General features: G+C 71.5%; 28 protein-coding genes and 1 tRNA gene. 11 read left to right on the top strand and 18 right to left on the bottom strand.

Features of this window, described 5'->3' with window-relative positions; translation table 11 throughout:
- The 7 genes from AB0C20_RS11530 to AB0C20_RS11560 all read right to left on the bottom strand — a co-directional run bounded on the left by AB0C20_RS11530 (position 1) and on the right by AB0C20_RS11560 (position 5,263).
- On the bottom strand, positions 1-282 hold the full coding sequence (locus AB0C20_RS11530) for a hypothetical protein (protein WP_357567883.1): 282 nt from the start codon (positions 280-282) through the stop codon (positions 1-3).
- Between the two features lie 142 nt (positions 283-424).
- Positions 425-497 (bottom strand) — tRNA-Arg (locus tag AB0C20_RS11535).
- 379 nt (positions 498-876) lie between these two features.
- Positions 877-2,193 (bottom strand): M23 family metallopeptidase, encoded by a 1,317-nt coding sequence (locus AB0C20_RS11540; RefSeq protein WP_357567876.1) that lies wholly within the window; start codon positions 2,191-2,193, stop codon positions 877-879.
- Positions 2,194-2,277: 84 nt separating this feature from the next.
- The gene (locus AB0C20_RS11545; protein WP_357186031.1) at positions 2,278-2,877 is read right to left on the bottom strand and encodes an ATP-dependent Clp protease proteolytic subunit; all 600 of its coding nucleotides are present in this window, start codon (positions 2,875-2,877) and stop codon (positions 2,278-2,280) included.
- 136 nt (positions 2,878-3,013) lie between these two features.
- Positions 3,014-3,511, bottom strand: a complete 498-nt coding sequence (locus AB0C20_RS11550; RefSeq protein ID WP_357186029.1) for a helix-turn-helix transcriptional regulator — start codon at positions 3,509-3,511, stop codon at positions 3,014-3,016.
- A gap of 112 nt (positions 3,512-3,623) precedes the next feature.
- Positions 3,624-4,739, bottom strand: coding sequence for a hypothetical protein (locus tag AB0C20_RS11555; protein WP_357567877.1), 1,116 nt, complete (start codon positions 4,737-4,739; stop codon positions 3,624-3,626).
- An 11-nt stretch (positions 4,740-4,750) separates the two neighbouring features.
- The gene (locus AB0C20_RS11560; RefSeq protein ID WP_357186023.1) at positions 4,751-5,263 is read right to left on the bottom strand and encodes a SigE family RNA polymerase sigma factor; all 513 of its coding nucleotides are present in this window, start codon (positions 5,261-5,263) and stop codon (positions 4,751-4,753) included.
- Positions 5,264-5,429: 166 nt separating this feature from the next.
- Here AB0C20_RS11560 and AB0C20_RS11565 point away from each other — a divergent pair, with 166 nt between their 5' ends.
- Positions 5,430-6,443 (top strand): potassium channel family protein, encoded by a 1,014-nt coding sequence (locus AB0C20_RS11565; RefSeq protein ID WP_112603739.1) that lies wholly within the window; start codon positions 5,430-5,432, stop codon positions 6,441-6,443.
- A gap of 63 nt (positions 6,444-6,506) precedes the next feature.
- Here the strand turns inward: AB0C20_RS11565 and AB0C20_RS11570 are convergent, their stop codons facing one another.
- Entirely contained in the window at positions 6,507-6,986 is a 480-nt protein-coding gene (locus AB0C20_RS11570; protein WP_357186020.1) for a MarR family winged helix-turn-helix transcriptional regulator, read from the bottom strand.
- A gap of 82 nt (positions 6,987-7,068) precedes the next feature.
- On the opposite strand from AB0C20_RS11570, the gene AB0C20_RS11575 reads away from it, so the two are divergent.
- Entirely contained in the window at positions 7,069-7,713 is a 645-nt protein-coding gene (locus AB0C20_RS11575) for an NAD(P)H-dependent oxidoreductase (RefSeq protein ID WP_357186017.1), read from the top strand.
- Positions 7,714-7,782: 69 nt separating this feature from the next.
- Here AB0C20_RS11575 and AB0C20_RS11580 read toward each other — a convergent pair whose 3' ends face one another.
- The 3 genes from AB0C20_RS11580 to AB0C20_RS11590 all read right to left on the bottom strand — a co-directional run bounded on the left by AB0C20_RS11580 (position 7,783) and on the right by AB0C20_RS11590 (position 12,415).
- Positions 7,783-8,817, bottom strand: coding sequence for a 2-oxoacid:ferredoxin oxidoreductase subunit beta (locus tag AB0C20_RS11580; protein ID WP_357186014.1), 1,035 nt, complete (start codon positions 8,815-8,817; stop codon positions 7,783-7,785).
- A complete protein-coding gene (locus tag AB0C20_RS11585) occupies positions 8,810-10,657 on the bottom strand; it encodes a 2-oxoacid:acceptor oxidoreductase subunit alpha (protein ID WP_357186011.1) in 1,848 nt (615 codons plus the stop codon). Before AB0C20_RS11585 ends, AB0C20_RS11580 begins: the two co-directional genes overlap by 8 nt.
- A gap of 279 nt (positions 10,658-10,936) precedes the next feature.
- The gene (locus tag AB0C20_RS11590; protein WP_357186008.1) at positions 10,937-12,415 is read right to left on the bottom strand and encodes a hypothetical protein; all 1,479 of its coding nucleotides are present in this window, start codon (positions 12,413-12,415) and stop codon (positions 10,937-10,939) included.
- Between the two features lie 129 nt (positions 12,416-12,544).
- Between AB0C20_RS11590 and ndhC the strand changes: the two genes are divergently transcribed.
- On the top strand, positions 12,545-12,922 hold the full coding sequence (gene ndhC / locus AB0C20_RS11595) for an NADH-quinone oxidoreductase subunit A (protein WP_357567878.1): 378 nt from the start codon (positions 12,545-12,547) through the stop codon (positions 12,920-12,922).
- A 67-nt stretch (positions 12,923-12,989) separates the two neighbouring features.
- On the opposite strand, the gene folP is transcribed toward ndhC, so the two are convergent.
- Positions 12,990-13,859, bottom strand: coding sequence for a dihydropteroate synthase (gene folP, locus AB0C20_RS11600; protein ID WP_357186004.1), 870 nt, complete (start codon positions 13,857-13,859; stop codon positions 12,990-12,992).
- Between the two features lie 156 nt (positions 13,860-14,015).
- Between folP and AB0C20_RS11605 the strand changes: the two genes are divergently transcribed.
- Positions 14,016-14,648: a DivIVA domain-containing protein gene (locus AB0C20_RS11605; RefSeq protein ID WP_357186001.1), complete on the top strand. Its 633-nt coding sequence runs from the start codon at positions 14,016-14,018 to the stop codon at positions 14,646-14,648.
- Positions 14,645-15,142 carry an SRPBCC family protein gene (locus AB0C20_RS11610; protein WP_357185997.1) on the top strand — a complete coding sequence of 166 codons (498 nt, stop codon included), beginning with the start codon at positions 14,645-14,647 and terminating at the stop codon, positions 15,140-15,142. Before AB0C20_RS11605 ends, AB0C20_RS11610 begins: the two co-directional genes overlap by 4 nt.
- Here the strand turns inward: AB0C20_RS11610 and AB0C20_RS11615 are convergent.
- Positions 15,087-16,007: a sterol desaturase family protein gene (locus tag AB0C20_RS11615; protein WP_357185994.1), complete on the bottom strand. Its 921-nt coding sequence runs from the start codon at positions 16,005-16,007 to the stop codon at positions 15,087-15,089. The two genes, AB0C20_RS11610 and AB0C20_RS11615, sit on opposite strands and share 56 nt — an antisense overlap.
- Before the next feature lie 113 nt (positions 16,008-16,120).
- Here AB0C20_RS11615 and AB0C20_RS11620 point away from each other — a divergent pair, with 113 nt between their 5' ends.
- Positions 16,121-16,702 (top strand): DNA-3-methyladenine glycosylase I, encoded by a 582-nt coding sequence (locus tag AB0C20_RS11620; RefSeq protein ID WP_323181883.1) that lies wholly within the window; start codon positions 16,121-16,123, stop codon positions 16,700-16,702.
- A gap of 13 nt (positions 16,703-16,715) precedes the next feature.
- On the top strand, positions 16,716-17,339 hold the full coding sequence (locus AB0C20_RS11625) for a hypothetical protein (RefSeq protein ID WP_357185990.1): 624 nt from the start codon (positions 16,716-16,718) through the stop codon (positions 17,337-17,339).
- On the opposite strand, the gene AB0C20_RS11630 is transcribed toward AB0C20_RS11625, so the two are convergent.
- From AB0C20_RS11630 to AB0C20_RS11645, 4 genes are read right to left on the bottom strand one after another with little or no spacing between them, the layout of a single operon-like run.
- Positions 17,336-18,577 carry a DUF1501 domain-containing protein gene (locus AB0C20_RS11630; protein WP_357567879.1) on the bottom strand — a complete coding sequence of 414 codons (1,242 nt, stop codon included), beginning with the start codon at positions 18,575-18,577 and terminating at the stop codon, positions 17,336-17,338. The genes AB0C20_RS11625 and AB0C20_RS11630 overlap by 4 nt on opposite strands.
- Positions 18,578-18,591: 14 nt before the next feature.
- Positions 18,592-19,890, bottom strand: coding sequence for a DUF1800 domain-containing protein (locus AB0C20_RS11635; RefSeq protein ID WP_357567880.1), 1,299 nt, complete (start codon positions 19,888-19,890; stop codon positions 18,592-18,594).
- 59 nt (positions 19,891-19,949) lie between these two features.
- Positions 19,950-20,741, bottom strand: a complete 792-nt coding sequence (locus tag AB0C20_RS11640; protein WP_357185983.1) for an enoyl-CoA hydratase-related protein — start codon at positions 20,739-20,741, stop codon at positions 19,950-19,952.
- A gap of 4 nt (positions 20,742-20,745) precedes the next feature.
- Positions 20,746-21,564, bottom strand: a complete 819-nt coding sequence (locus tag AB0C20_RS11645) for a PaaX family transcriptional regulator C-terminal domain-containing protein (protein ID WP_091394799.1) — start codon at positions 21,562-21,564, stop codon at positions 20,746-20,748.
- A 190-nt stretch (positions 21,565-21,754) separates the two neighbouring features.
- On the opposite strand from AB0C20_RS11645, the gene AB0C20_RS11650 reads away from it, so the two are divergent.
- Together AB0C20_RS11650 and AB0C20_RS11655 are read left to right on the top strand one after the other, a co-directional pair.
- On the top strand, positions 21,755-21,922 hold the full coding sequence (locus AB0C20_RS11650) for a DUF3117 domain-containing protein (RefSeq protein ID WP_007455245.1): 168 nt from the start codon (positions 21,755-21,757) through the stop codon (positions 21,920-21,922).
- Positions 21,923-22,069: 147 nt separating this feature from the next.
- On the top strand, positions 22,070-23,545 hold the full coding sequence (locus tag AB0C20_RS11655; RefSeq protein WP_357567881.1) for a leucyl aminopeptidase family protein: 1,476 nt from the start codon (positions 22,070-22,072) through the stop codon (positions 23,543-23,545).
- Positions 23,546-23,599: 54 nt separating this feature from the next.
- Here AB0C20_RS11655 and AB0C20_RS11660 read toward each other — a convergent pair whose 3' ends face one another.
- Positions 23,600-24,295: an O-methyltransferase gene (locus AB0C20_RS11660; protein ID WP_357185977.1), complete on the bottom strand. Its 696-nt coding sequence runs from the start codon at positions 24,293-24,295 to the stop codon at positions 23,600-23,602.
- A gap of 377 nt (positions 24,296-24,672) precedes the next feature.
- Between AB0C20_RS11660 and AB0C20_RS11665 the strand changes: the two genes are divergently transcribed.
- Together AB0C20_RS11665 and AB0C20_RS11670 are read left to right on the top strand one after the other, a co-directional pair.
- Positions 24,673-25,971 (top strand): trypsin-like peptidase domain-containing protein, encoded by a 1,299-nt coding sequence (locus AB0C20_RS11665; protein WP_357567882.1) that lies wholly within the window; start codon positions 24,673-24,675, stop codon positions 25,969-25,971.
- A 97-nt stretch (positions 25,972-26,068) separates the two neighbouring features.
- On the top strand, positions 26,069-26,491 hold the full coding sequence (locus AB0C20_RS11670; protein WP_091394791.1) for a preprotein translocase subunit TatB: 423 nt from the start codon (positions 26,069-26,071) through the stop codon (positions 26,489-26,491).
- Positions 26,492-26,786: the final 295 nt, after the last annotated feature.

Here is a 26,786-nt window from a genome sequence, read left to right on the forward strand (position 1 = left end):
CTAGCTGCGGCCGTCGCAGGCCGGGCGGACGTCATCGTAACCAACAACGTGAAACACTTCCCCCAGGATGCGGTAGGTCCCCTGCACATCGAAGTCATGAGGCCCGACCAGTTTCTGTGCCTGCAGTACGACCTGGCCCCAGTCCCGATTGTGGAGATCATCAAGAGGCAAAGCGCCGATACTGGCCGCGCCGCCGGCAAGCCCCAACTGAACGTTGACGAGTTGCTTGATTGTCTCAGCAGGGGCGGTACGCCTAGGTTTGTCGAACACATCCGAGGTCACCTGGCAGCAGCGAGGCACCGACCGCGCGCCCCGAAAGCGCCCACGCCTCGCCTCGTCGAGTCGACGCACACCCTGGACAGGTCCCCCGCTCCCGATCGGGACGGCCAGTAGTCGCAGAGCCAGTTCTGGCCGATCTTCACGGTGCCCCCGGCAGGATTCGAACCTGCGACACACGGTTTAGGAAACCGATGCTCTATCCCCTGAGCTACGGGGGCGCGAGGGCCCAGTCTAGCGACCCGGGCATTCAACTGGGGTGGCAGGGAGTGGTCCCGGTTCACCCTGCCACCCGGACCCCTATCTTCCCAGCCCAGGACCACAGCTCGGGCAAACGAACCTCGCTCTCGACTGGCGGTCTCATCGGCGACCTGCGCTGGCGCGGGACTCCACAAAGCTTCATCGCCTGCGGACACGTTCCTGCGTTCATCGGTTCGCATTCGCACTCGATGCCACCCGCCCGATTCGCCCAGAGACCACGCGCCGGGCTCCGCGCCCGGGCGAGCATCAACGGCCGCCCCTGACCGGCGCGCTGCCTGGGATCCGCTGAGAGAAGTGGTGCTCCGCGCCGCGAAGGGGGCTCGCGGCGCGGAGAGCGACTCAGGCTGCGTAGATCAGCTTGACGCCATCCAGGCCGAGTGCCGCCGCCCGGGTTCCGCGGACTCCGCTGTTGAGGTTGCGCCAACTGTTGTTGCTGGCGGCCTCGTGCACCCACCCGTCGACGACGTTGTAGATGTGCTTCACCCCGTTGAGGTTGAGCGCGGCCAGCGAGGTGCCCTGTGCGCCGTGGATGCCGGTCCACAGGTTTGCCCAGCCGGCGTTGCTGGCGGCCTCGTAGACCCGGCCGCCGTTCAGTGTGTAGAGGATCTTCGTGCTGCCCACTGTGATCGCCGCTACCGCCGAGGCCGGGATGCCCGTGTTCAGGTTCCGCCAGGCGTTGGCGCTGTGCGCCTCGTGGACGTAGCCGCCGACGATGCTGTAGACGTACTTGACGCCGTTCAGCGCGATCACCGAAATCGACGACGAGCTTGCCCCACCGATGCCGGTGTTGAGGTTGCGCCAGCCGTTGTTGCTGGCTGCCTCGTGCACGTACCCGTCGACGACGTTGTAGACCAGCTTCACCCCGTCGAGGTTGATCGCGGCCAGTGCGGTGCCCTGTGCGCCGTGGATGCCCGTCCACAGGTTGGTCCAGCCGGCGTTGCTGGCGGCCTCGTGGATCCGGCCGCCGTTGAGGGTGTAGAGGATCTTCGTGGATCCGATGGTGATCGCTGTCGTCGCCGTGCCGGTCACCGCGCCCGCGCTGCCGGAGACCGGCAGGGCGCGCCAGCCGGCGTTGCTGGCGGCCTCGAACACCTGACGGGGCTGGTCGGCCGGGTTCTGCTGGATGAAGGCGAGCGGGTTGATCCGGGTGCCGGCCGGGTCGATCATGTGCCAGTGCAGGTGCGGGCCCGTCGAGCTGCCCGAGCCGGGCGCGCCGGCAGCGCCGCCGGATCGGCCCACGATCGTGCCCGCGCCCACGCTGGCACCGTTGCCGAGCAGGAACTGCGACAGGTGCAGGTACTGGCTGCGGTACCCGTCCGCGTGCTGGATCGTGACGGTGTGCCCGCCCGTGCCGTTGTTGGGGATGTTCTGGATGGTGCCGGCGCCGCAGGCCGGCAACGCCGTGCCCACCCCCATTCCGAAGTCGATGCCGCCTAGTGATCCGCGGCGGAGGTGACCTTCCCAGGTATCGGTGATCGGGTAGGCGCCGAACGGGTTGTAGATCGACGGTGCGGCCTGTGCGGCCTCGGGAACCAGCAGGCCACCGGTGCTGATGGCACCCGCACCCAGCACCGCCGCGCGCAACATCGTGCGGCGACTCACGGCAGAGGTGGTCGTGTCGTCGCCGCAGCAGTTGCCTTCGTGACCGTCAGTCATTCCCACTCCTTCTACGCCCGCCAAGATATCTACGGAGGCTAATGGGTGGGATGGTCTGGCGGTACCGTGTCCACCAGACGTTGATCAGAGCGACGGGAGCTGTTCGGCTCGGGTGACCACCTGGTCGATGAGGCCGTACTCCCGGGCCTGCTCGGCGGTGAACCAGCGGTCCCGGTCCCAGTCCCGCTGGATCTCGTCGAGGGTTCGTCCACTGTGCTGGGCGATCAGCTCCTGCATCGTCCGCTTCACGTGCAGCATGTTCTCCGCCTGGATGGTGATGTCGGCTGCGGTTCCGCCCATCCCGCCGGACGGCTGGTGCATCATGATCCGCGAGTGCGGCAGCGCGTACCGCTTGCCGGCCGCGCCCGCGCAGAGCAGGAACTGCCCCATCGAGCCGGCGAACCCGAGCGCCAGCGTCGCCACGTCGTTGCGGACGTAACGCATCGTGTCGTAGACAGCCATTCCCGCGCTCACCGAACCGCCCGGCGAGTTGATGTAGAGGTAGATGTCCCGGCCGTCGTCCTCGGCGGCGAGCAGCAGGATCTGCGCGCAGATCTGGTTGGCCGACTCCTCAGTCACCTCGGTGCCGAGGAAGACGATCCGCTCGCGCAGCAGCCGCTCGAACACATGGTCACCGAAGGACGGCTGCCCGCCCTCCACCATTCGCACGTCGTACCCGATCATGTGCCGTCGCCTTCCACCGCGCCGGCGGGCGGTGGGGACCGCCCGGTGGACCGGCCCCTCCAGCGTGCGGGCGACGGCGGTGGCTGGCCCGATGATTCTGCCGCCGGCAGATCCGCCGACAGCAGAACCACGCGGCCTACGCGGCGGTCAGCCGCCGCAGGCCCAGCCGGGTCTGCGTGCGGTCAGCCAGGGCGGCGGTACGCGGGCCGGGGCGCGAGCCACCAGCGGAGGCCATCGCGCCGACGCTGAGGGTCGGCTCGCTCGCCGCCGGTCCTCGGTGCAGGACGAACCCGCCGACACGTGGACCCACCAGCAAAGTGGCGTTGCCGATCTCCCGCCGAGTCGCATCGACCCGCTCCAAATGGGTGAGCGCGGCGCGTGGCGCGGCCGGGAGGCGGGGCTCGACCCGGCGCATGTCGTCGCGGGCCTCGCCGAGCAGGTCGGCGAGGCTGATGCCGAGCGCCCGGCAGATCGCCGCCAGCACCTCCGACGAGGCCTCCTTGCGGCCCCGCTCGACCTCCGAGAGGTAGGGCACGGAAACGTCGGCCGACGCGGCCACCTCGCGCAGCGTGCGGCCCTGACGCTGGCGGTGGCGGCGCAGCACCCCGCCGATCACTCGTCGCAGCAACGACATGCCGGCCTCACTTTCGCGGTCGTCGTCGGGGGAACATCCCCATCATGCCCGCTGCCGGACCTGCCGGCTGCCCGTGCGGGCCCGCGCCGCGCCAGGCGCGGGCCCGACCCCGTCACCGAGCCAGGTGGGTGTGCCAGTTGGCCGGATCGGCCACCAGCGTGACCGCCGGGAACAGCGCCCGGGTGCCGCCGGTGGGAAGCAGAGCGCTGTCGTCGATCGACACATTCACTCCGTGGACGTCGTAGACGGTCAACGACTCGTTGCCGTTCTCTCCGGTGAACCGCGCCGGGTGTCCGTCAAGTGTGGTGTTCGGGTCGACGTACCCCCTGGCCGTGGGATCGGTGATGTTGCGGTAGCGGGAGACGCCGAGGGACAGCGTCCGGGCCCGTTGCCGACCGGGCTCGGTACCCGGCTCCGCTGTCCAGGTCATCCCGAGGTACCAGGTCAGGGGCTCATCCAGGGACTCGGACACGTCGACCGTGATCAGCCCCAGGTTGGCCGGTAAACCTGTCACCGTCGCCGGCATCGGGACGAGGCTCGTGTCGAACCGTAGCGAACGGGCCACCTGCACCGCGGCGTCCCGCGCATCCGGTCGCACTCCGAACACCCGGACCTGCGCCCAGCCCTTCGGGGCGTACTCCCAGCGCAGGATCGCCTCCGGCTTCTCGGCACCGGAATAGCTGGTGAAGACGCTGGGCCCGCCGTTCAGCTCGGGACCGGCCTCGGTGGCACGGGCCAGGGCCAACTCCCCGCTGTCACGCTGCGGTGCCGACGGTTGCACGTCCTTCGGAAGAAGCGAGACGGCCACGAACTGTCGCTGGTCGTCGGTGCGGCCGTTCGACGCGCTGAGGTGCACACCCGGGCCGGAGAGGAGCAGTCCGGCCTGGTACTGGAGATCCCGCAGCCCGTCCGGCAGCCAGCCGAACCGAACGTAAACCCGCTGTGGGTCGACAGTGGTGAGCGCGACCGGCAGACCGGTCTCGCCATCGGCGGGCGTCGTGCCGAACGGGGCGGGGGCCGGCGGTCGGTCCGGGGTGAGCAGGTCGGGGACGGTGAGCCCGCCGACGGTCAGTGCCACCGCCAGCAGCGCGGCGCCGGCACCCTGGGCGAGGCGGCGTTGCCGCCGTGCCGTGCTCATCGCCCGTTCCACGTCCAGCACGACGGAGGGCCGCTCAGCCGACTCGATCTCGGTCAGCATCAGGTCGCCGATGTGGCGTTCGTTAAGCATCTTCGCTCCTCTCAGTTCGCGGTCAGGGTGGGGGTGAGCAGGGTGCGCAGGGTGGCAAGGCCCTTGGCGGTCTGGCTCTTCACAGTCCCCGTCGAGCAGCCCATGGCCCGGGCTGTCTCCTCGACGCTGAGGTCCTCGAAGTACCGCAGCACCAGCACCGCTCGTTGGCGCGGCGGCACCTGCCGCAGCGCGCCCACCACTGTGATCCGGTCGGTCGGGTCGGCAAAGGCCCTGGACACGTCGGGCAGCGCGGCGCCGAGGCGGACCCGCGCCCACCGCAACCGCCGCTCGTCGATCAGTCGCCGCACCAACATGGTGCGGACCAGCGCGTCCAGGTGATCGGCCTGTCGGGCCCGCGCCCACGAGCGGTACAGCTCGGTGAGCACCCGTTGCAGAATGTCGTCGCCCCGGTCCCAGTCCCCGCACATCAGGTAGGCGGTGCGCCGCCACTGCACCATCCGGGACCGGACGTACTCGGTGTATTCGTCGTCGGCCTCGGCTCGCCGTCTGCCGCTCGTCGTCACGAGGGTCGCGCCCCCTCCGTCTGCCGGCCTGCACCGGTTCGTCGTTGTCGTCCGGTAGTCGGGTGCGGGCGCGCAGCCGGTTGTCCTCCGTAACCCGGGCGTGCGGTTGGCGGCGTACCCGCTATGTTGTGGGCGTGCAGGCGACGGCGGGCGAGCAGGTTCGACGGTGATCCATTTTCCCGCACAGCGCCGGGGCCCACTGAGCGCGCTGAGCCTTCGGCTCGCCGCCGCCCTGGGCCTGGTCTTCGCCGTGGTCGCCGCTGTCTACCTGGGCAGGGACGGCTACCGCGATGTCAACGAGGACGGCCTCACCCTCCTCGACTGCTTCTACTACGCTGTCGTGTCACTCTCGACCACCGGCTACGGGGACATCACCCCGGCCGCGCCGTCGGCCCGGCTGGTCAACGTCCTCTTCATCACCCCGGCCCGAGTGATCTTCCTTATCATCCTGGTCGGCACCACACTGGAAGTTCTGACCGAGCAGTACCGGACCGGCCGTCGCCTGTCGCGGTGGAGGAGAGCCGTGAAGGACCACGTCATCATCTGCGGCTACGGCACCAAGGGGCGCAGCGCTGTCTCCGCCCTGATGGAGAACGGTCTGGACCGCTCCCGGATCGTGGTGGTGGAGCGCAGTGCCGCCGCCCTGCGGCAGGCCACCTCCGCCGGGCTGGTGGCGATCGAGGGCTCGGCGACCCGTTCGTCGGTGCTGAACGAGGCGCACGTCAAGAACGCGAAGGCCGTGATCATCGCGACCGACAGTGACGACGCGTCGGTGCTGGTCGCGCTGACAGTACGGCAGCTCACCGCTGGACAGGTCCGCATCATCGCGGCGGCGCGGGAGGCGGAGAACGCCCCGCTGCTCAAGCAGAGTGGCGCGCACCACGTGATCGTCTCCTCGGCCACTGCGGGCCGGCTGCTCGGCCTGTCCACCTCGGCGCCGCCGCTGATCGACGTGGTGGAGGACCTGCTCACTCCCGGCCAGGGCATGGCGCTGGCGATGCGTTCCGCCGAGCGGGACGAGGTGGGTCGCTCGCCGCGCGAGCTGGAGTCGTTGGTGATCGCCCTGGTGCGGCGGGGCAAGGTGGTCACCCTGGCCGACCGGGCCGGCGCGGTGATCGAGACCGGCGACATGCTGGTGCACGTACGCGACGACCGCCCCCAGTCGGCCACCACCGCCTGATCGCCCTACCGCTGCCGACCGGTGTGACCGCTGGCATGACGCCACCGCTGTGGTGAGGCGGCGTCAGCAGGTGTCGTCGGCGGCGCAGATCGCCTGGGTGCAGCTGACCGCCGTGCCGGTGGAGGCCCGGCTGAGCAGTTTGTAGAGCGTCTCCCGCTCGGCGGGGTCCAGTGCGCCCAGCACCTCGTCCTCGGCGCCGGCCAGGGCACATTCGGCCTCGCTGAGGCGTTTTGCCCCATCTTCGGTGAGTTCGACGACGTGTCTGCGGCGGTCCTCGGGTGAGCGCCGACGCTCGATCAGGTGCTTCGCCTCCAGGTCGTTGAGCAGCCCGACGATGTTGGTGCTGTCCATTTCCAGGATGGTGGCGAGCGCCTGTTGCCCGGTGCCGCCGCCGGCGCGCAGCACTGTGAGCGCGACCAGATGCCGGGGGCGTAGCCCCAACGGCGCCAGCACCGACTCCGACCGCAGCCGCATCCGCCGGGCCAGGTGGTCCAGGAGTGCGCCCGAGCGGTGCTCGGTGGAGTCGAGCGGCTGCGCGGACATGTGACCCAGTCTACCGACTCAGCGGAACATCGGCCTGCTATAAATAGTTGGTGCTTCACAGACGATTCCTGAAGGAGGAATAATGCATCTGCTGCATATTGACTCGAGCATCCGCGGTGACTGGTCGGTCAGCCGGCGACTCACCTCCCGCGCGGTCGACGCATGGCGTGCGGCCCACCCGGACGGCACCGTGGCCTACCGGGACCTGGGCGCCGAGCCGCTGCCGCACCTGGACGCGGACGGCGGGCTGGCGCGAATGACCCCTCCGGATCAGCACACGCCGGCCCAGCGCGAGTCCTGGCAGCTCAGCGAGCGGCTCGTCGACGAGGTGAAGCAGGCCGACGTGGTGCTGCTCGGCCTGCCGCTCTACAACTTCGGCGCGCCCAGCAGCGTCAAGTCCTGGGTCGACCACCTGATCGTTCCCGGGCTGGCGTACGACCCGACGACCCAGGAGGGCCTGCTCGGCGGGCGCGAGTTCGTGGTGCTGGCCACCCGGGGCGGCGGCTACGGCGAGGGCACTCCTCGCAACGGCTGGGACCACGCCGAGCCGTGGCTCCCGCACGGTCTGTCGATGACCGGCATGCAGCCGCGCTTCATCAGCGCCGAGCTGACCCTGGCGCCGTCGGTGCCGGCGATGGCCGAGCTGATCCCGCTGCACGAGGCGAGTCTCGCGGCGGCCGAGAAGGAGATCGACAACCTCTGGATGCCGGCCACCGCCCAGCGCTGAGAAAGCGCCGGTACGACGAGAGCGGCCGCCCCCGGATCGGGGACGGCCGCTCTCGTCGGTGCGGACGGGTTACATGATCGTCCAGGTGTCGCCGCTGCCCAGCAGGCCGGCGAGCTGCTGCTCGGGGGTCTCGGTGACAGTCGCCTTGGCGGCCGCGAGCTGAGCCTGCACCACGCTGTCGTAGGACGGTCGGTCCACTGAGCGGAACACCCCGATCGGAGTGTTGCGCAGGTCCAGCCCGGGCAGCCGGGACAGCGCGAAGGCGTAAGCAGGGTCGGTGACCGTCGCGTCGTGCACGACGATCTCCTCCGGGCGGACCGAGTTGGTGTCCCGGACCTCCAGGCCGAAGCCGCCCGGCGGGTGCACCACGCAGAACTGCCCGTCGGCCCCGAAGGTGATCGGCTGGCCGTGCTCCAGGCGGATCAGGTAGTCGTCCCGCGTGGACGGGTCCTTGAGCTGCTCGAACGCCCCATCGTTGAAGATGTTGCAGTTCTGGTAGATCTCCACGAAGGCCGAGCCCTCGTGCTCCGCGGCCGCCCGCAGCACCGACTGGAGGTGCTTGCGGTCGGAGTCGATGGTGCGGCCCACGAAGCTGGCCTCCGCGCCGAGGGCGAGCGAGAGCGGGTTGAACGGGGCGTCCGCCGAGCCGGACGGTGTCGACTTGGTGACCTTGCCGACCTCGGACGTCGGCGAATACTGGCCCTTGGTCAGACCGTAGATCCGGTTGTTGAACAGCAGGATCTTGAGGTTGACGTTGCGCCGCAGCGCGTGGATCAGGTGGTTGCCACCGATGGAGAGCGCGTCGCCGTCTCCGGTGACCACCCAGACCGACAGGTCCGGCCGGGACACCGACAGGCCGGTCGCGATCGCTGGGGCCCGACCGTGGATCGAGTGCATCCCGTACGTGTTCATGTAGTACGGGAAGCGGGACGAGCAGCCGATCCCGGAGACGAAGACGGTGCGCTCCCGGGGGATGTTCAGCTCCGGCATGAACTGCTGGATGGCTGCCAGGATCGCGTAGTCACCGCAGCCGGGGCACCAGCGCACCTCCTGGTCGGACTTGAAGTCCTTCGCGGTGAGCTTGACGGCGACGGGCTCAGACATTCTTCAGCACCTCTTCCAGCGTCGTCTCCAGCTCGGAGGCCGTAAACGGAAGGCCGCGGACCTGGTTGTAGCTGATCGCGTCGACCAGGTAGCGGGCCCGGATGACGTGGGCGAGCTGGCCCAGGTTCATCTCCGGGATGACCACCTTGTCGTACGAGCGGAGCACCTCACCGAGGTTGGCCGGCATCGGTGCCAGGTGCCGCAGGTGCGCCTGGGCGATGGAGAGGCCACGCTGGCGGACCCCGCGGCACGCCGCGCCGATCGGCCCGTACGTCGAGCCCCAGCCGAGGACCAGCACCCGGGCGTCGCCGTCCGGGTCCTCCACCTCGATGTCCGGCACCGGGATGGTCTCGATCCGGGCGGCCCGGGTACGAACCATGAAGTCGTGGTTGGCCGGATCGTAGGAGATGTCCCCGGTCTTGTCGGCCTTCTCCAGACCGCCGATCCGGTGCTCCAGGCCCGCGGTGCCGGGGATCGCCCACGGCCGGGCCAGAGTCTCCGGGTCACGCAGGTAGGGCAGGAAGGTGGTGCCGTCCTCGCCGTTGGGCTTGGTGGCGAACTCGACCCGCAGGTCGGGCAGCGACTCCACGTCGGGCAGCAGCCACGGCTCGGAACCGTTGGCGACGTAGTTGTCGGACAGCAGGATCACCGGGGTGCGGTAGGTGAGCGCGATCCGGGCCGCCTCCAGTGCCGCGAAGAAGCAGTCCGACGGTGACCGGGGCGCGATCACCGCGACCGGCGCCTCACCGTGCCGACCGTAGAGCGCCATGTTGAGGTCGGCCTGCTCGGTCTTGGTCGGCATGCCTGTCGACGGGCCGGCGCGCTGCACGTCCACGATCACCAGCGGCAGCTCCAGCGCCACCGCCAGCGAGATGGTCTCGCTCTTGAGCGCCACGCCGGGGCCGCTGGTGGTGGTCACGCCGAGCGACCCGCCGTAGGAGGCGCCCAGCGCGGCGCCGACGGCGGCGATCTCGTCCTCGGCCTGCACGGTCAGAACGCCGAAGCGCTTGTGCTTGCTCAGCTCGTGCAGGATGTCCGACGCGGGCGTGATCGGGTACGCGCCGAGGAAGACCGGAAGCCCGGAGCGGACCCCGGCGGCTACCAACCCCAGCGAGAGCGCCGCGTTGCCGGTGATGTTGCGGTACGTGCCCGGCTTCATCTTGGCCGGCTTGACCTCGTAGCGGACCGCGAAGTCCTCGGTGGTCTCGCCGAAGTTCCAGCCGGCCTTGAAGGCGGCGACGTTCGCGGCGACCAACTCCGGCCGGGCCGCGAACTTGCGCTCCAGGAAGCGCAGCGTCGACTCGTAGGGCCGGGAGTACATCCAGGAGAGCAGGCCGAGCGCGAACATGTTCTTCGAACGCTCGGCGTCCTTCTTGGACACCTGATGGGCGGCGAGCGCGCCGACAGTCATCGAGGTCAGCGCCACCGGGTGCACCACGTAACCGGCCAGCGAGTCGTCGTCCAGCGGGCTGGCCTGGTAACCGACCTTGGCGAGGTTGCGCTTGGTGAACTCGTCGGTGTTGACGATGATGTCCGCGCCACGCGGCAGATCGGCCAGGTTGGCCTTGAGCGCCGCCGGGTTCATCGCCACCAGCACGTTGGGCGCGTCGCCCGGCGTGAGGATGTCGTAGTCGGCGAAGTGCACCTGGAAGCTCGACACGCCGGGCAGGGTGCCGGCGGGAGCCCGGATCTCGGCGGGGAAGTTTGGCAGCGTGGAGATGTCGTTGCCGAGCTGCGCCGTCTCCGAGGTGAACCGGTCGCCGGTCAGCTGCATGCCGTCGCCCGAGTCACCGGCGAACCGGATGACCACGCGGTCGAGTTGACGGATCTGCTTGGTCACTGTGCCACCTTCGTTCGCGACTGCGGGGCTTGCCCGGCCACGGAACCTCCCTGACGCAACGCTTCACCGCACCGCCCCAGGCTGGTCCGGCCGCTGTCGTTCCTCACCTGAGAGCCTACGTCTAAGGGAGCCCTAACCATCCCCGGAGGTCCGCCGACTGGGACCGGATCGGGTTGCAAAATGCCCGCCTTTGCGGGGTTACGCACCGCCCGCCGTAATTCAGATCACCACCGGGTACCGCCGACGACCCCGGCCGCGCACTGCCGGGTCGTCAGTCGATCAGTCGGCGGGGTTGGGCGCGGGCTCGGGCGGCGGGCCGCCGAGCCGGCGGCGCAGCGAGGTGGTGGCCAGCGTGAGGGCCAGCACCACCAGCAGCGTGGAGACCGCGATCAGGATGACCGCGGTGCGCTGCACCGAGGTCAACCCGCCGTCTCCGGTCGCGGCGCCGGCGGGCAGTACGCCCTGCGAGCCGGTCGGCGCGGGCGGGGAGACCACCGGCGTGGCCAGTGCGGCCGCCGCGGTGATCCGGAAGCTCATCTGCACCCGACGGGTCGGGCCGCTGCGCGGATCGAGTTGACCGATCACGGCCCCGGACAGCGGCGCTTCCCGCTGCGCCTGCGGCGTCGCCTCCACCGGCAGCTGCACCTCTGCGGTCGTGCCGGCAAGCACCAGGCCGGCGTCGCAGCGGGTACGCGTCGGGTCGACCGCCACGCAGCCGAGCGGTGGGGTCGGCACTGTCACCCCGGCCGGCAGGACGACCTCGACCTGGCCCGCGGCGTCCACAGCGCCGGTGTTGCCCAGCCGAAGCGTGAGGGTGCTGGGGCCGCCGCTGATGTCGAAGGCCACCTCGTCGGCGGCGAGCGCGATGCCCGGCACCGGCGGGCCCGCTGGGAAGAGCACAGCGAAGCCCTGGTCGTCGGTCGCCTCCCCGGCCGTTCCCGGCGCGTCCGCGATGACCTGGACGGAGCCGCTCAGCGGCATCTGCTTCCACGCCGTGCCAGCGACCCGCAGCCGTAGCACGGTGCTGAACCGGACGCCCGCCCCGGCGGTCCAGGCACCGCAGCGGTACGTCCCACCACCGGCGGCGGCGCAGCCCTTCGTGCCGGCGTCGGTCAGCCCGGCGGGCAGCGTGTACGAGAGTCGGATCTGTTCCGTGGTGGTGCCGGTGTTGTGCACCGTGACCTGGAGGGTGGCGGCCGTGCTCGGTGTGTTCCAGTACGCCTCGGCGAGGGTGACGTCGCCGGTGGTGACCTGCACTCCCAGCGGGCTCTGCGGCGGCGGCGCCGAACCCGGCGCGGGCGGGCGAACCGTCGGCGCTGGCGGTGTCGGCGGGGCGGGAGGCGCCGTCGGTGGCACCGGGGGAGCCGGGCTGGGCGGTCGGGTGGTGCTGCCCGGCGCGGGGGCGCTGATGGTCGGCGCTGGCGGGACCTCCGGGGCGGTGGTCACCGGCGCCGGTGGCGTCGTCTCCGGTGGTGGCGCGGCGGTCTCCGGTGCCGGGTCGGTCGGCTCCGGTTCACCGCCCGGGTCTTCGGTCGGGGCGGGCTCCTCCGCCGGTGTGGTCGGGGGCTCCTCGCCTCCCGGCTCGTTGACCGGCTCGGCCGAGGTGGCGACCGGGTCCGCGTCTGGTGCGGCCGCGCTTGCCCAGGCCGGCCCCACGGCGAGCGCCGTGAGCAGGCCGAGCGCGAGCGCGGTCGCCAGCAGGGGCGTGGAACGCCGCCCCTCCGCCCGGTTACCGGGCGATGCCTTCACGCGGGCCATCTGTCCTCCGGTGACATGGGTGGGTGTCCAATATTCGGTAACAGTTGCCCCGGTGCACTAGTCCCATCTGGAAACAAATCCGTAACGTGTTTGGGACGGGCCGTCCGGGCGGGCGGTAGGCTGCCGACTGTGAACGGATACCTGGGCTCGTACGCGACGCTCGGTCTCCTGCTGCTCGCCAGCGTTCTCTTCTTCGTTACGGCGTTCTCGGCCAACCGGGTGTTACGCCCGGCGCGCCCGGCCGACCCGCCGGGCAAGCGGGCCAGCTACGAGTGCGGGCTCGACCCGGTCGGCGCCGACTGGGCGCAGATGCAGATCCGCTACTACGTGTACGCCTACCTCTACGTGCTGTTCGCGGTCGAGGCGGTGTTCCTCTTCCCCTGGGCGGTGATCTTCGACCGGCCGGGCTTCGGCCTGGTGACCGTGGTGGAGATGGCGGTGTTCGTGGCCGTGCTGGCGCTCGGCATCCTCTACGCCTGGCGTAGGAACATCCTCCGCTGGACCTGAGCGCCACTGCCTCCGGCGATCGTGTCGCTCCGTCCGACCGTTCGCTGTCGGTTACGGCGACGACCGGTCAGGCGAGTCCTCGGCGGGTGGCAGTTGGCGGGCGGTCGCCTCGGATCGAGGCCACCATGTCCAGCACCCGGCGGGTCGGGCCGACCTGGTGGGCCCGGAAGACCCGGGCACCCAACCAGGCCGAGACGGCCGTCGCGGCGAGCGTCCCCTCCAGCCGTTCGGCCACCGGCAGGCCCAACGTCTCACCGATGAAGTCCTTGTTGGAGAGCGCCACCAGCACCGGCCAGCCGGTCGCGGTCAACTCGTCCAGTCGGCGGGTGATCTCCAGCGAGTGCCGGGTGTTCTTGCCGAAGTCGTGCGCCGGGTCGATGAGGATGCCGTCCGGGCGTACCCCTGCCGCCACCGCGCGCTCGGCGAGCCCGGTCACCGTCGCGACCACGTCGGCGACCACGTCGGTGAAGGCGGCCCGGTGCGGCCTGGTCCGCGGCGTCAGCCCGCCGGCGTGCGAACACACCAGACCGGCGCCCGTCCGCGCGGCCACGCGGACCAACGCCGGGTCCACGCCCGACCAGGTGTCGTTGAGGAGGTCGGCCCCGGCCGCCACGGCCTCCGTCGCCACCTCGGCCCGCCAGGTGTCGATGGAGATCACCACATCCGGAAACGCGGCTCGGACGGCGGCGATGGTGTCCACCGTCCGCCGGATCTCCTCGGCGACGTCCACGTCCGCGCCGGGACCGGCCTTGACGCCGCCGATGTCGATGATGGCCGCGCCCTCGTCCACGGCCCGCTCCACAGCGCGAAGAGCGCTGTCGGCGGCGTAGGTGGCCCCGCGGTCGAAGAACGAGTCCGGCGTGCGGTTGATGATCGCCATCACCACCAACTCGCCGGGGGCGAACGTGTGCCCACCCAGCCGAAGCGCCCCGGCCATGCCCGCCTCCTGGAAGTTCACGCCGTCGCCGCCGCGTCGGCCGGTCCCGACGCTAGTCGGTCGCCCGTCCACGATTCCGGGCGGGCGTCGGCACCGATCGTGATCGAGGCGGGTGGCGGGGTCGCTCCCGGCCGGCTGCCATGCCACGATCAGTACATGGGTCAGCTTCTGCTCCTCCTGGTCGTGGCGTTGACCGTCGCGGCGGTGATATTCGGCGTGACGGTGCTGGTCAGCGGGCGTGATCCCGGTCTGGTTCCGGCCGAGCCGGATTCGCAGGCCGTGGCGTTGCCGGGCACCCGCCCGTTGCGCGAATCCGACGTGGGGGCGGTCCGTTTCGACACCGGGTTGCGCGGGTACCGGATGGACCAGGTCGATAAGGCGCTACGCCGTGCCGCCTACGACATCGGTTACAAGTCCGAGCTCATCGGCGTACTGGAGTCGGAGGTCATCGCCTTGCGTGAGGGGCGCACCGACGATGCGGACGTGCTGCGGCAGGCCCGCGAGCAGTCCGCCAGCAAGGTGACTCCAGTGGACGCGGCCGAGGTCGGCGAGGCGGCCGAGCCGGGCGAGGCAGTGGAGCCGGGTAAAGACGTGCCGCTGACCGGCGAGGCGGCTTCGGCCCCGGTCGGCTCGACGACTCCCGGTCCGTTGCCCGCCGCCAGCTCGTCCCCGGCGGATTCCGACGGGGTGGCGCCTGCCGCCGCGCCAGCCGACGACGAGTCGGCCGATCGTGAGCAGACCGCCGGCACCGAGCAGCGCGACGCGGTGGTTCGGTCGGAGTCGGCGTGACGGAGCCGGAGGGCGCCGACGATCTTCGCGAGGCGGCCCGACCCGGCGCCGGAGAGGTGACCGCCACGGTGATCGTGGAGGCCCCGGCGGAGCGGGTGTTCGCTGCTCTGCTCGCCTGGGAACGTCAGTCCGACTGGATCCCGTTCACCCGCGTGCGGGTGGTCGAGGGCGACGGGCGCGAGGGCAGCCGGATCGAGGCGGTGACCGCGCTCGGCCGGGCGACGCTGCGCGACGAGATGTTGGTGGTCCGGGTCGACGAGCCGTACGAGATCGGCGTCGTGCACCACGGCCAGTTGCTGCGCGGCCCAGGGGTGCTGCGCTGCACCCAGCTGGGCCGGGATCGCACCCAGGTCGTCTGGCACGAGTGGTTCCATCTGCCGGGCGGTCGGGCCGGTCGACTGGCGTGGCCGGTGCTCTGGCCCGGGTCCAAGCTCGGCCTCACCCAGGCGCTGAAGAGGTTCGCCCGTCTGGTCGAGCAGGGCCGGCTGCCCTGACCGGGGAGCCCGGCGCCGGCTGCCAGCCCGGTGCGCGGAAGAGATGCCCGACCCGGTGCCGCCAGGTCACCGCGGCGCGCAGGTCCCGGGCGATCGAGGCGTACTCGTGGAAGGCCACCCGGACCGGGTTGTAGCTGCCGACGTTCTTCGTCAGGCCGTACACGCAACGCTCCCGTTCCGGCGCGAACGACCTGAAGAGCCGGTCCCAGACGATCAGGATGCCGCCGAAGTTGCGGTCCAGGTAGCTGCCCTGCGACGCGTGGTGCACCCGGTGGTGCGACGGGGTGTTGAACACCGCCTCGTACCAGCGCGGCATCTTCTCGATCCGCTCGGTGTGGATCCAGAACTGGTAGAGCAGGTTGACCGAGCCGCAGAACGCGACCACGGCCGGGTGGACGCCGGCCACGATCAGCGGGATGTAGAACACCCAACTGGTCAGGCCGGTCCAGGGCTGGCGCAGCGCGGTGGAGAGGTTGAACCGCTGCGACGAGTGGTGCACCACGTGCGAGGCCCAGAGGATGCGGATCACGTGGTGGCCGCGGTGCGACCAGTAGTAGCAGAAGTCCTGCGCGAGCAGGATCAGCGGCCAGGTCCACCAGAGCTCGGCGACCCGCAGCGGGGTGAGCGCGTAGAGCAGCGCGTACGCGGCGGCGATCGGCACCTTCCAGAGCAGGTCGGCGAAGATGCTGCCCAGCCCCATCGTCAGGCTTGTCGCGGTGTCGGCGCCGCCGTAGCCGACCTCGTCGTCGCCGCGGTGCAGCAGGTAGGAAATCCGCTCCAGCACGATGAGCAGCACGAAGGCCGGGATCGACCAGGCGATGACGTCCGGGAACTCCTTCACCGCGTGGCCTCCGCTCGCCGTCACCGGTCGAGGCGCACCGTCGGGTGACCTCGACCTACCGGTCGGTAACAAGCACCATAGGCAGCCGGGCGGCCGGTGGCAATGGGGTGTCGGACGGATGCCCTAGCGTGTACGGGGTGACTGACCTGGTGATCGGCGCCGATGGGCTGCCTCGCTGCGCCTGGGGGTCGAGCACCCCCGACTACGCCATCTACCACGACACCGAGTGGGGGCGGCCGCTGCGCGGCGACGACGCGCTCTACGAGCGGATGACGCTGGAGGCGTTCCAGTCCGGGTTGTCCTGGCTGACCATCCTGCGCAAGCGTCCGGCGTTCCGACTGGCCTTCGACGAGTTCCACATCCCGACCGTCGCCCGCTACGACGACGCCGACGTGACCCGGCTGCTCGCCGACGCCGGCATCGTCCGCAACCGGGCCAAGATCGAGGCGGCGATCGCCAACGCCCGCGCCGCACTGGAGCTGCCGGAGGGCCTGTCCGCGCTGCTCTGGTCCTTCGCGCCGGAGCCCCGGCCAACTCGCCCCGCCTCGTTCGCCGAGCTGGCACCGATCACCCCGGAGTCGACGGCGATGGCCAAGGCACTCAAGAAGCGCGGCTTCCGGTTCGTCGGCCCGACCACCGCGTACGCGCTGATGCAGGCGACCGGGATGGTCGACGATCACATCGTCGGCTGTCACGTCACCCTTGCATCGGCGGCGTGATGAGATTGCAGGCATGACGACCGAGACCGCGCACCGGGCCGGTGCGGCCGGCAACGCCGACGGGGTGGGCACCTGGGCGGTGCTGCTGCCCGCCGAACGGTACGAGGCCGAGCGGCTCGTGCACCACGACACGCTGGAGCTGACCGGGCTGACCGACGTCGCCCGGCCAGGGCTGGGCGACCAGGTGGCCGTGCTGGTGGACGCGCCGCCACGGCTGGTGGCCCTCGGCCGGGTCGCCGCGCCGGGTCGACGCCACCGCGAGGACCCGGACGACCCGCAGTCCCCTGTCGAGCCGGGCACGCTCGTCGTCGCGTACACCCGGCGGGCCTTCGACGAGCCGGTGCCGGCCGACCTGCTGACGCTCGACGAGCCGGTCACCGCTGTGGAGCCGGCGGCCTTCCGGGCGTTGGTCGACCAGCTCGGCCCGCCCCCGGCGCGGCGCACCTGGCTGGTCAGCCTCGACCTGCCGATCGAGGCCGGCACGCCGGCTGAGGCGGTTCGGCTGTTCTGGTCCTACGTGCAGGAGCTGGGCCCGCGTGAGCTGCCCGCCTTCGTCTCGCCGGCCGGCGACGAGCTGGCCATGCAGGCGTTCGTGCTGGGCGAGCAGGCCAACCAGGACCCGGAAGAGGACGACTAGAAGAGCTTGTCCACTCGTCCCCGCCAGTCGGCGAGGACCGGGCCCGGGTCGGTGTCCAGCACCCGCTCCAGCAGCGTGGCGTAGACATCCCGGAAGTCGGTGGTGTATTTCAGGTCGCCGTCGTCGAGGTCGGTGAGGCTCGGTGGTGCGCCGTGCCAGCCGCCCCGGACGCCCGCGCCGAGCAGCAGCACGTCCGAGGCGGTGCCGTGGTCGGTGCCCTCCGAGGCGTTGGCCCGTACCCGACGGCCGAACTCGGAGTAGACAGCCACCACCACCTTCCGGCCCGCCTCGGTGCGACTCATCCGGTCGGCGAACCCGGTCAACGCCCGGTCCAGCTGACCCAGCAGCACTGCCTGCAACTGCTTCTCGTCGGCATGCGTGTCGAAGCCGCCCAACGACACCGAGAAGACCCGGGTGGACACTCCGGCCTCGACGCACTGCGCGACAAGGTCGAGCTGCGCGTCCAGTGGGGTGCGGGCCCCGCCGGTGGCCGTCGCGGGGGCCTGCTCGCCGTCCGGGTCCGCCGTGTCCGGGTCGGCGGAGTCGCGTACCTGGCGGATCATCTCGTCCACCGACCGCAGGTCGGCGAAGCAGGCGGCGGCCCGACCCCGGGCCGCCGACTCGCCCGCCTCGGCGGCGGCGAACGCGGTAAGTGTCGCAGCGGGCAGCCCCTTTGCGGCCTTCCGGTCGGTCACCGGCACTGCCGCACCGGCGCTCTGGGCTCCGGCCAGCAGCGGCGGCAGCGCCGGCTCGAAGGAGACCGCCAGCCGCGGGTCGCCACCGGCGCGGTCCAGCCACCGCCCGAGCCAGCCGGTGTTGCCGGGCCGGTCCGGTTGCGCGGTGTGCCAGATGTCCATCGAACGGAAGTGGCTGCGGTCCGGCTTCGGGTAGCCGACTCCGCGCACGATCGCCAACCCACCGCCGGACCAGCGCTGGTGCAGGCCGGCCAGCGCCGGGTTGAGGCCGAAGTCGTCGTCCAACCGCCGCACCTCCCCGTCCGGGTACGCCAGCTCCGGGCGGGCCGCCCGGTAGGCCGGGTCGCCGTACGGGATGACAGTGTTGAGGCCGTCATTGCCCCCGTAGAGCGTCACCAGCACCAGCGTTCGGGACTGCGGGTCCCGGTCCCCGCTGGTGTCCAGCAGGTCTCGCAGGCTGTACGCGCCGGCCCCGGCGGCCAACGCGCCCGCGCCGACCACCCCGCTGGTCAGCAGGAACCTGCGTCGGGTCACTGTGTCCATGTCGACTCCTCCGCTCAGCTGACTGTGTATTCGGGGCTGACCAGGCCGGCGGCCAGCAGCTTGCGGGGCTCACCGGCCAGCGGGGTGAGAGCGGCGCGGGTGCGCGCACCCCAGCCGTCGACGACCAGCAGTCGGGCCAGCGCGTCCGGTCGGCCGGCGGTGGGCGCGGCGGTCAGGCGGGCCAGCACCGCTGGTGCCGTGGCGGCGGCGAGCACCCCGGCCGTGCGCAGCCGGGCCTGCAACGACGAGGTGGTCAGCCAGGCGGACCCGGCCGGCCAACCGCCCACGCTCGGTGGGCGCAACGGCACCTGGTCGAGCGCGTTCAGCCCGGCCAGCAGTTGTCTACGTTGCTGCTCGGGCAGCGCGGACGGTCGGATGCCGAGCTGCCGCAGCGCACCGACCAACCACTCCACCGGCTGCTTCACCAGCGTGCCCCGGGTCTGCGCGAAGGTCGGCGCGGAGAAGAGCGCGCGCAGTGTCGCGATGGTGTCCGCGCCGGCCAGGCCATCCGGCGCCGGGGTCTCGGTGCCGGCGTAGCGGAACCAGAGCCGACCGGCCACGAAGGTCGCCGCCGCCGGTTGGGCCGCCAGCAGGCCGGCGTACGCCTCGGCGTCGAACCGGCCGCTCTGCCCGAGGATGCTCTTCTCGCCAGGGTCGTGCCGGCGGGCCTCGAAGCGGGTCGCACCGGTACGCCGGTCGACCACCCAGCCGGTCAGGGCCCGCGCGCCGGCCTTCACGTCGGCCTCGCTGTAGGCGCCGATGCCGAGGGTGAACAGCTCCATCAGCTCACGGGCCAGGTTCTCGTTCGGCGCCTTGCGGGTGTTCTTCTGCCCGTCCAACCACATGATCAGGGCGGGGTCGCGCACCATCGCGGCGACCAGCGGGCCGAACGGCCCCCGTCCGTGCCGGCGCAGCGTCTCCAACTGGCCCACCATCATCCGCGCCGACTTGACCTTCTGCGCGCTGGTGGCCCAGTGCCCGTGCCAGAAGAACAGCAACTTCTCGGTCAGCCCGTCCTCGGCGGCCACCATCCGGCCCAGCCACCACTCGGTGACCTGCTGGAGTTGCTTGCGGCGCTCCGCGTTGGCCTGCTGCCGTTGCTCGCGGGTGGAGTCCTTTGTCAGCCCGGCGTACGGGTCCGGGGGCAGCGTCGGGACCGGTGTGGCCGCCGCACCCCGGTCCGTCGTGGGCGGGGTGAGCAGCCGGTCCAGTGTCGCCGCCGGCCCGGCCCGCTCGGCCGCGTCCACCTCGTCGGCGGTCGGCCCGAAGGTGGCCCGGCGCAACAGGTGCGCCACCGATTCACGATCGCTCATACCGGCCGACGCTAGGCGTCCCGTGTTCGAGGACGGTAAGGGTGGCGTCCGGATCGCGTTCAGCGTCCCTCGAAGACCGGTTTCTGCTTGCCGACGAAGGCGAGGGTGGCCGCCCGGTGGTCGGCGGTGGCGCCGCAGATCGACTGGGCCTGCGCCTCGGCGGCGAGGGCGTCGGCGAGGGTGCCGGCGTCGGCGATGGAGAGCTGGCGCTTGATCGCCCCGTACGCGACGGTCGGGCCGGCGGCGAGGCGGGCGGCCAACTCCTGGGCGACGGGCAACACCTGCTCGTCGTCGTCCGTCAGCCGATTGAGCAGGCCCAATCGGCAGGCCTCCTCGGCGCGGACCGGCTCGGCCAGCAGCAGCAGCTCCACCGCCTTGGCGTGGCCGACCAGTCGGGGCAACGTCCAGGAGGCGCCGGTGTCGGCGGCGAGACCGACCTTGGCGAAGGCCATCAGGAAACTGGTGGTCGGACCGCCGATGCGGATGTCGGCCAGGAACGCCAGCGACGCGCCCGCCCCGGCAGCCATCCCACGGACCGCGGCGATCACCGGCTTGGGCAGGTTGGCGAGCCGGGCGGCGATCGGGTTGTAATGCGCCCGTACGGTGCCCAGCGGGTCACTGGCGGAGTTTTCCAGGGTGGCCACGTGCTCGCGCAGGTCCTGACCGGCGCTGAACGCCCCGCCGGCCCCGGCCAGGACGACAGCGCGGCAGGACCGGTCGGTCTCCAGCTCCGCGAGGGCGTCCCGCAGCGCCTCCTTGAGCGCCACGTCGAGCGCGTTCATCGCGTTCGGCCGGTTCAGCGTGAGGGTGACGACGGCATCGGTCCGGTCGACCAGCAGCGGCTCGGTCACGTGTCTAACGACCCTTCTGTCGGACGATGCGGTTGCCGGCGTCGAGGCACTGTTCGACGTACCGGTCGGCGGCCGGACGCAGGCGTGCTGCGTGCCGGTCGAAGAAACTGGCCGCGGCGGTGCCGGGCCACCGCTCGGGCAGCAGCGCCGGGGGTAGCTGCGGGTCCTGGAAGAGGAACGTACGCCACGCGTGCACGAGGCGGAACCGCGTCGCGTACGCCTCCTCGTCGCTGCTGCGCACTGTGACCGCGGCGAGCAGCGGGCGCTGGTCCGCGACGAATCGCTCGTAGGCGCGGCCGATCTCGGCCAGGTTCCAGGCGCGCCGGACCACGCCCATCGCGCCGGGGGTGCCGGAGAAGTGCGAGGCGGTGAACCGCTCGAACCGGATGCCGGTTTCGGCGAGCAGCAGGTCGACATCCTCGGCGGGTCGGGTGGCGACCCAGGTCTGCTCGTCGAGCGTCCCGTAGCCGAGGAAGCTCAGGTTGGCGGCGAGCCGCTGACGGTCCCGCCGGGAGCCCGGGGCCTCCAACACCAGCAGATCGAACCGGCCGTCCCAGGTGACCCGGCCGGTCCGGTAGATCCGGGCCGCCGCCTCGTCGAGTCGGCGGGCAGCTTTCGGTGTGATCGAATATCCCGGTCCGGAGACCAACCGGAGGGGCTCGAGCCAGCCTTGACGCACCATCCGGGAGACGGCGGTGCGAACTGCTGGCGGTGCGATTCCCAGCGGCGCCAGTAGCTTGACCAGGGCAGCAACCGGTGCCCGGCCACCCCTCGGACGGAGGTGGTCGCCGTACAGGTCGAAGAGTGCCGACCGTGCCTGCATGACCGCACATTGTGACAGGCCTTCTCAAGATAAGCTAGATGCTGTTACATCAATGCTGCTCCGGTTTGGGTCCGGCGGTGTTCATCAGGGAAAATCGTTTGTCGACACCCCCGTGACCGTTGCGGGTGGTCGTGACGAAGTGGCTGTGGGGCAACCCACCGACCCTGGTGTAGGTCTGAGGGGAGACAACATGGCGGCGATGAAGCCGCGGACGGGCGACGGTCCGCTGGAAGTCACCAAGGAGGGGCGGGGCATCGTCATGCGGGTCCCGCTGGAGGGCGGTGGCCGGCTCGTCGTCGAGATGACTCCCGACGAGGCCAACGCGCTCGGTGACGCATTGAAGGCAGCGGCCGGCTGAGTAAGGAGTGCTCCGGGCGGCTCACGCCGCCCGGAACGTTCTTCAGGCCCTGAGCCACCGGAACCACCGGTGGCTCAGGGTCTTCAACGCTGCGGGCAGGTGGGTTCGCCGCCGGCGCGCGACTCTTTCCTGGAGGTACGGTTCCGCGTGCTCGCCATCCGTCTGATCGCCGAGCCCGAGCGGCTCGACGTCCTCGTCCTGCCCGTCCGCTCCGCCGATTCGACGGCGGAAGGTGACACCTCGGCCGAGCCAGTGTCGACCGCCGTGGCGGGCCCGGACGGCACTGCCGACGAGGCGGCCGCGCTGGCGTCAGCGGCCCGGCTGAAGGGCCGAGCCGGCGAGATCCACACTCAGCTGCGCCCCGGGCGTACCCCCGGCCGGCTGCTGCTGCTCGGCATCGGCGACGGCGGCGAGGCGGCCTGGCGGACGGCCGGCGCGACCCTGGCCCGCTCAGCTTCAGCTGAGACGCATATCACCATCGCGCTGCCGGTCGATGTGACAGTGGCCGCGGTTCGCGGATTGACCGAGGGGCTGCTGCTCGCCCCGTACCGGTTCCGACTCACCGAGGCCGGCGACCGACCGGCGCTCACCGGCGTCGACCTGCTGCTCGACGACCCCACCGGGTACGAGGACACCGTCGCCACGGCCCGCACCACGGCCGCGATGACCCACCTCGCCCGGGACCTGACCAACACCCCCTCGTCGGTGAAGACCCCGCAGTGGTTCGCCGACCAGGTGGCCTCCGCCGCAGCCGACCTTCCGGACCTGCGGCTGCGGGTCCGTGGCCCGGCCGAGCTGACCACCGAGGGCTTCGGCGGGATCCTCGCCGTGGGCGGTGGCTCCGCCAGCGGACCCCGGCTGGTCGAACTGGACTGGCACCCCGCCAACGCGCGCACCCACGTCGTGCTGATCGGCAAGGGCATCACCTTCGACACCGGCGGCATCTCGATCAAGCCGGTGGCGTCGATGAAGCTGATGCGCAAGGACATGGCCGGCGCGGCCGCTGTCGTCGCCGCCACCCTGGGTGCCGCCGCGCTGCGGTTGCCGGTCCGGATCACCACGTTGACCCCGCTGGCCGAGAACATGGTCAGCGGCTCGGCGTTCCGCCCCGGCGACGTCATCCGGCACTACGGCGGTACGACCAGCGAGACGACCAATTCCGACGCCGAGGGTCGGTTGGTCCTCGCCGACGCGCTGGCGTACGCGGTGCAGCAGCTCAAACCGGACCTGCTGCTCGACCTGGCGACGCTCACCGGCGCGAACTCGGTGGCGCTGGGCAAGCGCACCGCCGCCCTCTACAGCGAGAACGACGAGTTGGCCGCCAGCGTGCTGGCGGCGGCCGAGGCGGCCGGCGAGTCGGCGTGGCGGATGCCGCTGCACACCGACTACGTCGAGTACCTCGGCAGCGAGATCGCCGACCTCTACAGCGCGCCCGCCCAGGGTGCCGGGTCGGTGCTGGCCGCGCTCTACCTGCGCGAGTTCACCGGCGACCTACGAGACCGCTGGCTGCACCTGGACATGTCCGCCCCGTCCTGGGCCGACAGCGACCAGGCCGAGGTCAGCCGAGGCGCCACCGGTTGGGGCGTCCGCTCGTTGCTGCGCTGGCTCGCCGACGTCAACTAGCGCGTGGGTCAGAGCCCCGGCTCGACCGAGGCTCTGACCCGTCCTGGGCTCGGATCAGCACTTCACCGCGGCGAGCAGCCCGTGCCCGACCGGAAGCAGCGCGGGGATCCAGTGCTCCGACTCCCGGACCGCCTTGATCGTTTCGCGAACCGTCACCGTCTCCGCGTCCCGGGCGGACGGGTCGCCGATCCGGTCGCTGGCCAGCACACCGTTGAGAGCCAGCACGCCCCCCGGGCGCAACAGCCGCAGCGCCGCCTCCACACAGGCATGGAAGCCGGTCGCCTCCGCGTCCACGAAGACCAGGTCGTACGCACCGTCCGCGAGCCGGGGCAGCACGTCGAGCGCCCGGCCGGTGATGATCCGGGTACGCCCGGCCGCGAAACCCGCCTCGGCGAAGATCCGCCGGGCGATCCGCTGATGCTCCACCTCCACGTCGATGGTGGTGAGCACGCCGTCGACGCGCATGCCGCGCAGCAACCAGACGCCGCTGACTCCGGTGCCGGTGCCGATCTCCACCACCGCACGGGCGTTGCCGGCGGCGGCCAGCAGCCGCAGCGCCGCCCCCGCGCCGGGGGTGACCGCTTCGAGGCCGACCTCGCGGGCCAGGCTGCGGGCGGTACGCAGAACGAGATCCTCGGTGACGTACGACTCGGCGAAATGCTGGGCCTGTGTCGTCGAACTGCCGGAACCGGCGACCGTGGCGATGGGGCACCTCCGGGGGCGGTGCGTGGTGCGGGGGCGGGTTGGCACTGTGAGCGTAGAGGCGACCGTCGTGGGGCGCAGCCGCGCCTCCGCCGGAAGCGATCACCGGGGCAACCGCTGACTGCACCGCGTCCATCCGTGCAATCCTGGAGGCGGTATCCCGTCAACCGCGACCAGACCGGCCCGTGGCCGGGCGACGCGGCGCGGGATCCGGGGACGGACTGGGAGGCACCGACGTGACCGACGGCTGGGACTGGCGCCGGGGCGGTGAGACTCCGGCTCCGGCGCGACCGCCCGGGGCAGGAGCCCCGTCGGTGGGGCCGCCGACCATGCCGGGGGCTGACCGCACGCCCCCGGCCTCGCCGGGCAGCGGACCGGCACCTGGCTGGCCGGTGCCTTCCGGCGGGCCGACGCCGGGTTGGCCGGTGCCTTCCGGCGGGCCGACGCCGGGTTGGCCGGTGCCTCCCGGCGGGCCGACACCGGGTTGGCCGGCGTCGACTGCGGGCGGGCCCAACTCTGCCGACACGTCGGCCTGGTGGTCGGACGCGCTCGCCGACCCCTGGCGCGACCCGGCGGCCCCTACCGCGGTGGTGGTGCCCGGGGTGGTGGCCCCCGGCACCGAGCCCGAGCCGGTGACCGACCCCGACGCGCCGGGCCGGCCGACACTGCGCCACCTGTTGCTCATTCCCGTGATCACCGCGCTGCTGGCCGGCACCCTCGGCGGTGCGTTGGGTTACGCGTTCGCTGTGCGTGGCGGCGCTGGCACGGCGGTCCTCGGCGGTGCGCCCGCGGAGGTGCCGGCGCTTGCGCAGCGCAAACCGGAGTCGCTGGCCGGGGTCGCCGAACGGGTCCTGCCCAGCGTGGTCACCGTACGGGTGAGCAGCCTCGGCGGGACCAGTGAGGGCTCCGGCTTCATCGCCACAGCCGACGGCCATGTGATCACCAATGACCATGTGGTGGCCGGCGGCACCGGCAAGGCCTCGGTGGTCTTCAACGACGGCAGCACCGCGCCGGCGACCATCGTCGGCCAGGACGCGGAGTCGGACATCGCAGTGATCAAGGTGAGTCGTCCCGGGCTGCGACCTGTGGAGTTCGGCGACTCCGACGCGCTGGCGGTCGGCGACCCCGTGCTCGCCATCGGCTCGCCGTTGTCGCTTGCCAACACGGTCACCGCCGGCATCGTGAGCGCGCTGGACCGGACGATGCAGGCCGGCGAGCCGGGCGGCCCGGTGCGTTACTACGCCGCCATCCAGACCGACGCCGCGGTCAACCACGGCAACTCGGGCGGCCCACTTGTCGACGGCGCCGGCCGGGTGGTCGGAGTGAACTCCACGATCAAGTCACTTGTCGCCGAGGGACACGAGGCGGGCAACATCGGGCTCGCCTTCGCCATCCCGATCAACCAGGCCAAGAGGGTGACCCAGGACATCATCGGCACCGGCAAGGCCCGGCGTACGGTGATCGGCGCCCGGGCGGACGGCCCGACCGGGGTCGTCGGGGGCGGCCTGCGGCTGGCCGAGGTGGAGCCGTCCGGCCCCGCGGACGGTGCCGGACTGAAGGTCGGCGACGTGATCCTCAAGATCAACGGTCGGCCGATGACCGAGCCGACGGATCTGACCGCGTTGGTCCGCAAGTACGCGCCGGGCTCGGTCGTGACCGTCGAGTACCGGCGTGGCTCCGCTCGGCAGAACACCTCGGTAACTCTCGCCGCGGACGCGAAGTGACTCACCACGGAAGCGAAGTGAACAGCGGCGCACCCCTTGCCCGAAAGCCGTCCGCCGTGCGTAGTCTTGCTGCTGACGCCGAGAGGAGGCCCGCGGGATGCTCGACAACCTGAACTGGTGGGAGATCGGTGCGCTGCTGCTCCTGGCGCTGCTGATCTTCGGCGACCGGCTCCCCGCCGTGATCACCGACGGCCTGCGGTTGGTGCGCAACCTGCGCAACATGGCCCGCAACGCCACCGGCGACCTGAGCCGTGAGCTGGGCACCGACATCCAGCTGGAAGACCTGCACCCGAAGGCGTTCATCCGCAAGCACCTCCTCAGCGAGGAGGACGAGGCGGCGATCCGCAAGCCGTTGCAGGGCGTCTACGACAACCTGCGCGCGGACGTCAGCGGCGTGCACAACGACCTGAAGGACGTGGCCAACGCCGCCGACCTGCGGTCGAACGAGGCCCGGTCCGGCACTGCCACCAGCAGCCCCTCGGCTCCGGCCCCCCGCGCCAGCTACGACGACGCCACCTGACCGACCCGTACCCCGACCGGCTGGTGCCCCTGACCGTCTAGCCCCGTCGTGCCCGAACTCGGCCGGATCATGCCCGCCCGGTGCCGGGGCCGGTGCCGGCTTGATCGACTCGGGTTCCCGGAAGTTGCGGTATCCCACGCCATCTGAGCGGCCGACTTCCTGAAACCCGAGTTGACCATGCCGGCCGACGTCGACCGTTGACCACGCCGGCCCACGCCGGCCCACGCCGGCCCACGCCGGCCCACGCCGGCCCACGCCGGCCCACGCCGAGCTGACGGCCGGATGGGCCACTGTG

Origin of the sequence: Micromonospora sp. NPDC048843 (genome assembly GCF_040649965.1) — a bacterium.
GTDB classification, from domain to species: Bacteria; Actinomycetota; Actinomycetes; order Mycobacteriales; family Micromonosporaceae; genus Micromonospora; species Micromonospora hortensis.

Coding starts and splice junctions, on each gene's coding strand:
- AB0C20_RS11540 (WP_357567876.1), bottom strand. CDS start 2,193: ATGACTGACGGTCACGAAGGCAACTGCTGCGGCGACGACACGACCACC.
- AB0C20_RS11545 (WP_357186031.1), bottom strand. CDS start 2,877: ATGATCGGGTACGACGTGCGAATGGTGGAGGGCGGGCAGCCGTCCTTC.
- AB0C20_RS11550 (WP_357186029.1), bottom strand. CDS start 3,511: ATGTCGTTGCTGCGACGAGTGATCGGCGGGGTGCTGCGCCGCCACCGC.
- AB0C20_RS11555 (WP_357567877.1), bottom strand. CDS start 4,739: ATGCTTAACGAACGCCACATCGGCGACCTGATGCTGACCGAGATCGAG.
- AB0C20_RS11570 (WP_357186020.1), bottom strand. CDS start 6,986: ATGTCCGCGCAGCCGCTCGACTCCACCGAGCACCGCTCGGGCGCACTC.
- AB0C20_RS11575 (WP_357186017.1), top strand. CDS start 7,069: ATGCATCTGCTGCATATTGACTCGAGCATCCGCGGTGACTGGTCGGTC.
- AB0C20_RS11580 (WP_357186014.1), bottom strand. CDS start 8,817: ATGTCTGAGCCCGTCGCCGTCAAGCTCACCGCGAAGGACTTCAAGTCC.
- AB0C20_RS11590 (WP_357186008.1), bottom strand. CDS start 12,415: ATGGCCCGCGTGAAGGCATCGCCCGGTAACCGGGCGGAGGGGCGGCGT.
- folP (WP_357186004.1), bottom strand. CDS start 13,859: ATGGCCGGGGCGCTTCGGCTGGGTGGGCACACGTTCGCCCCCGGCGAG.
- AB0C20_RS11605 (WP_357186001.1), top strand. CDS start 14,016: ATGGGTCAGCTTCTGCTCCTCCTGGTCGTGGCGTTGACCGTCGCGGCG.
- AB0C20_RS11625 (WP_357185990.1), top strand. CDS start 16,716: ATGACGACCGAGACCGCGCACCGGGCCGGTGCGGCCGGCAACGCCGAC.
- AB0C20_RS11630 (WP_357567879.1), bottom strand. CDS start 18,577: ATGGACACAGTGACCCGACGCAGGTTCCTGCTGACCAGCGGGGTGGTC.
- AB0C20_RS11635 (WP_357567880.1), bottom strand. CDS start 19,890: ATGAGCGATCGTGAATCGGTGGCGCACCTGTTGCGCCGGGCCACCTTC.
- AB0C20_RS11645 (WP_091394799.1), bottom strand. CDS start 21,564: ATGCAGGCACGGTCGGCACTCTTCGACCTGTACGGCGACCACCTCCGT.
- AB0C20_RS11650 (WP_007455245.1), top strand. CDS start 21,755: ATGGCGGCGATGAAGCCGCGGACGGGCGACGGTCCGCTGGAAGTCACC.
- AB0C20_RS11670 (WP_091394791.1), top strand. CDS start 26,069: ATGCTCGACAACCTGAACTGGTGGGAGATCGGTGCGCTGCTGCTCCTG.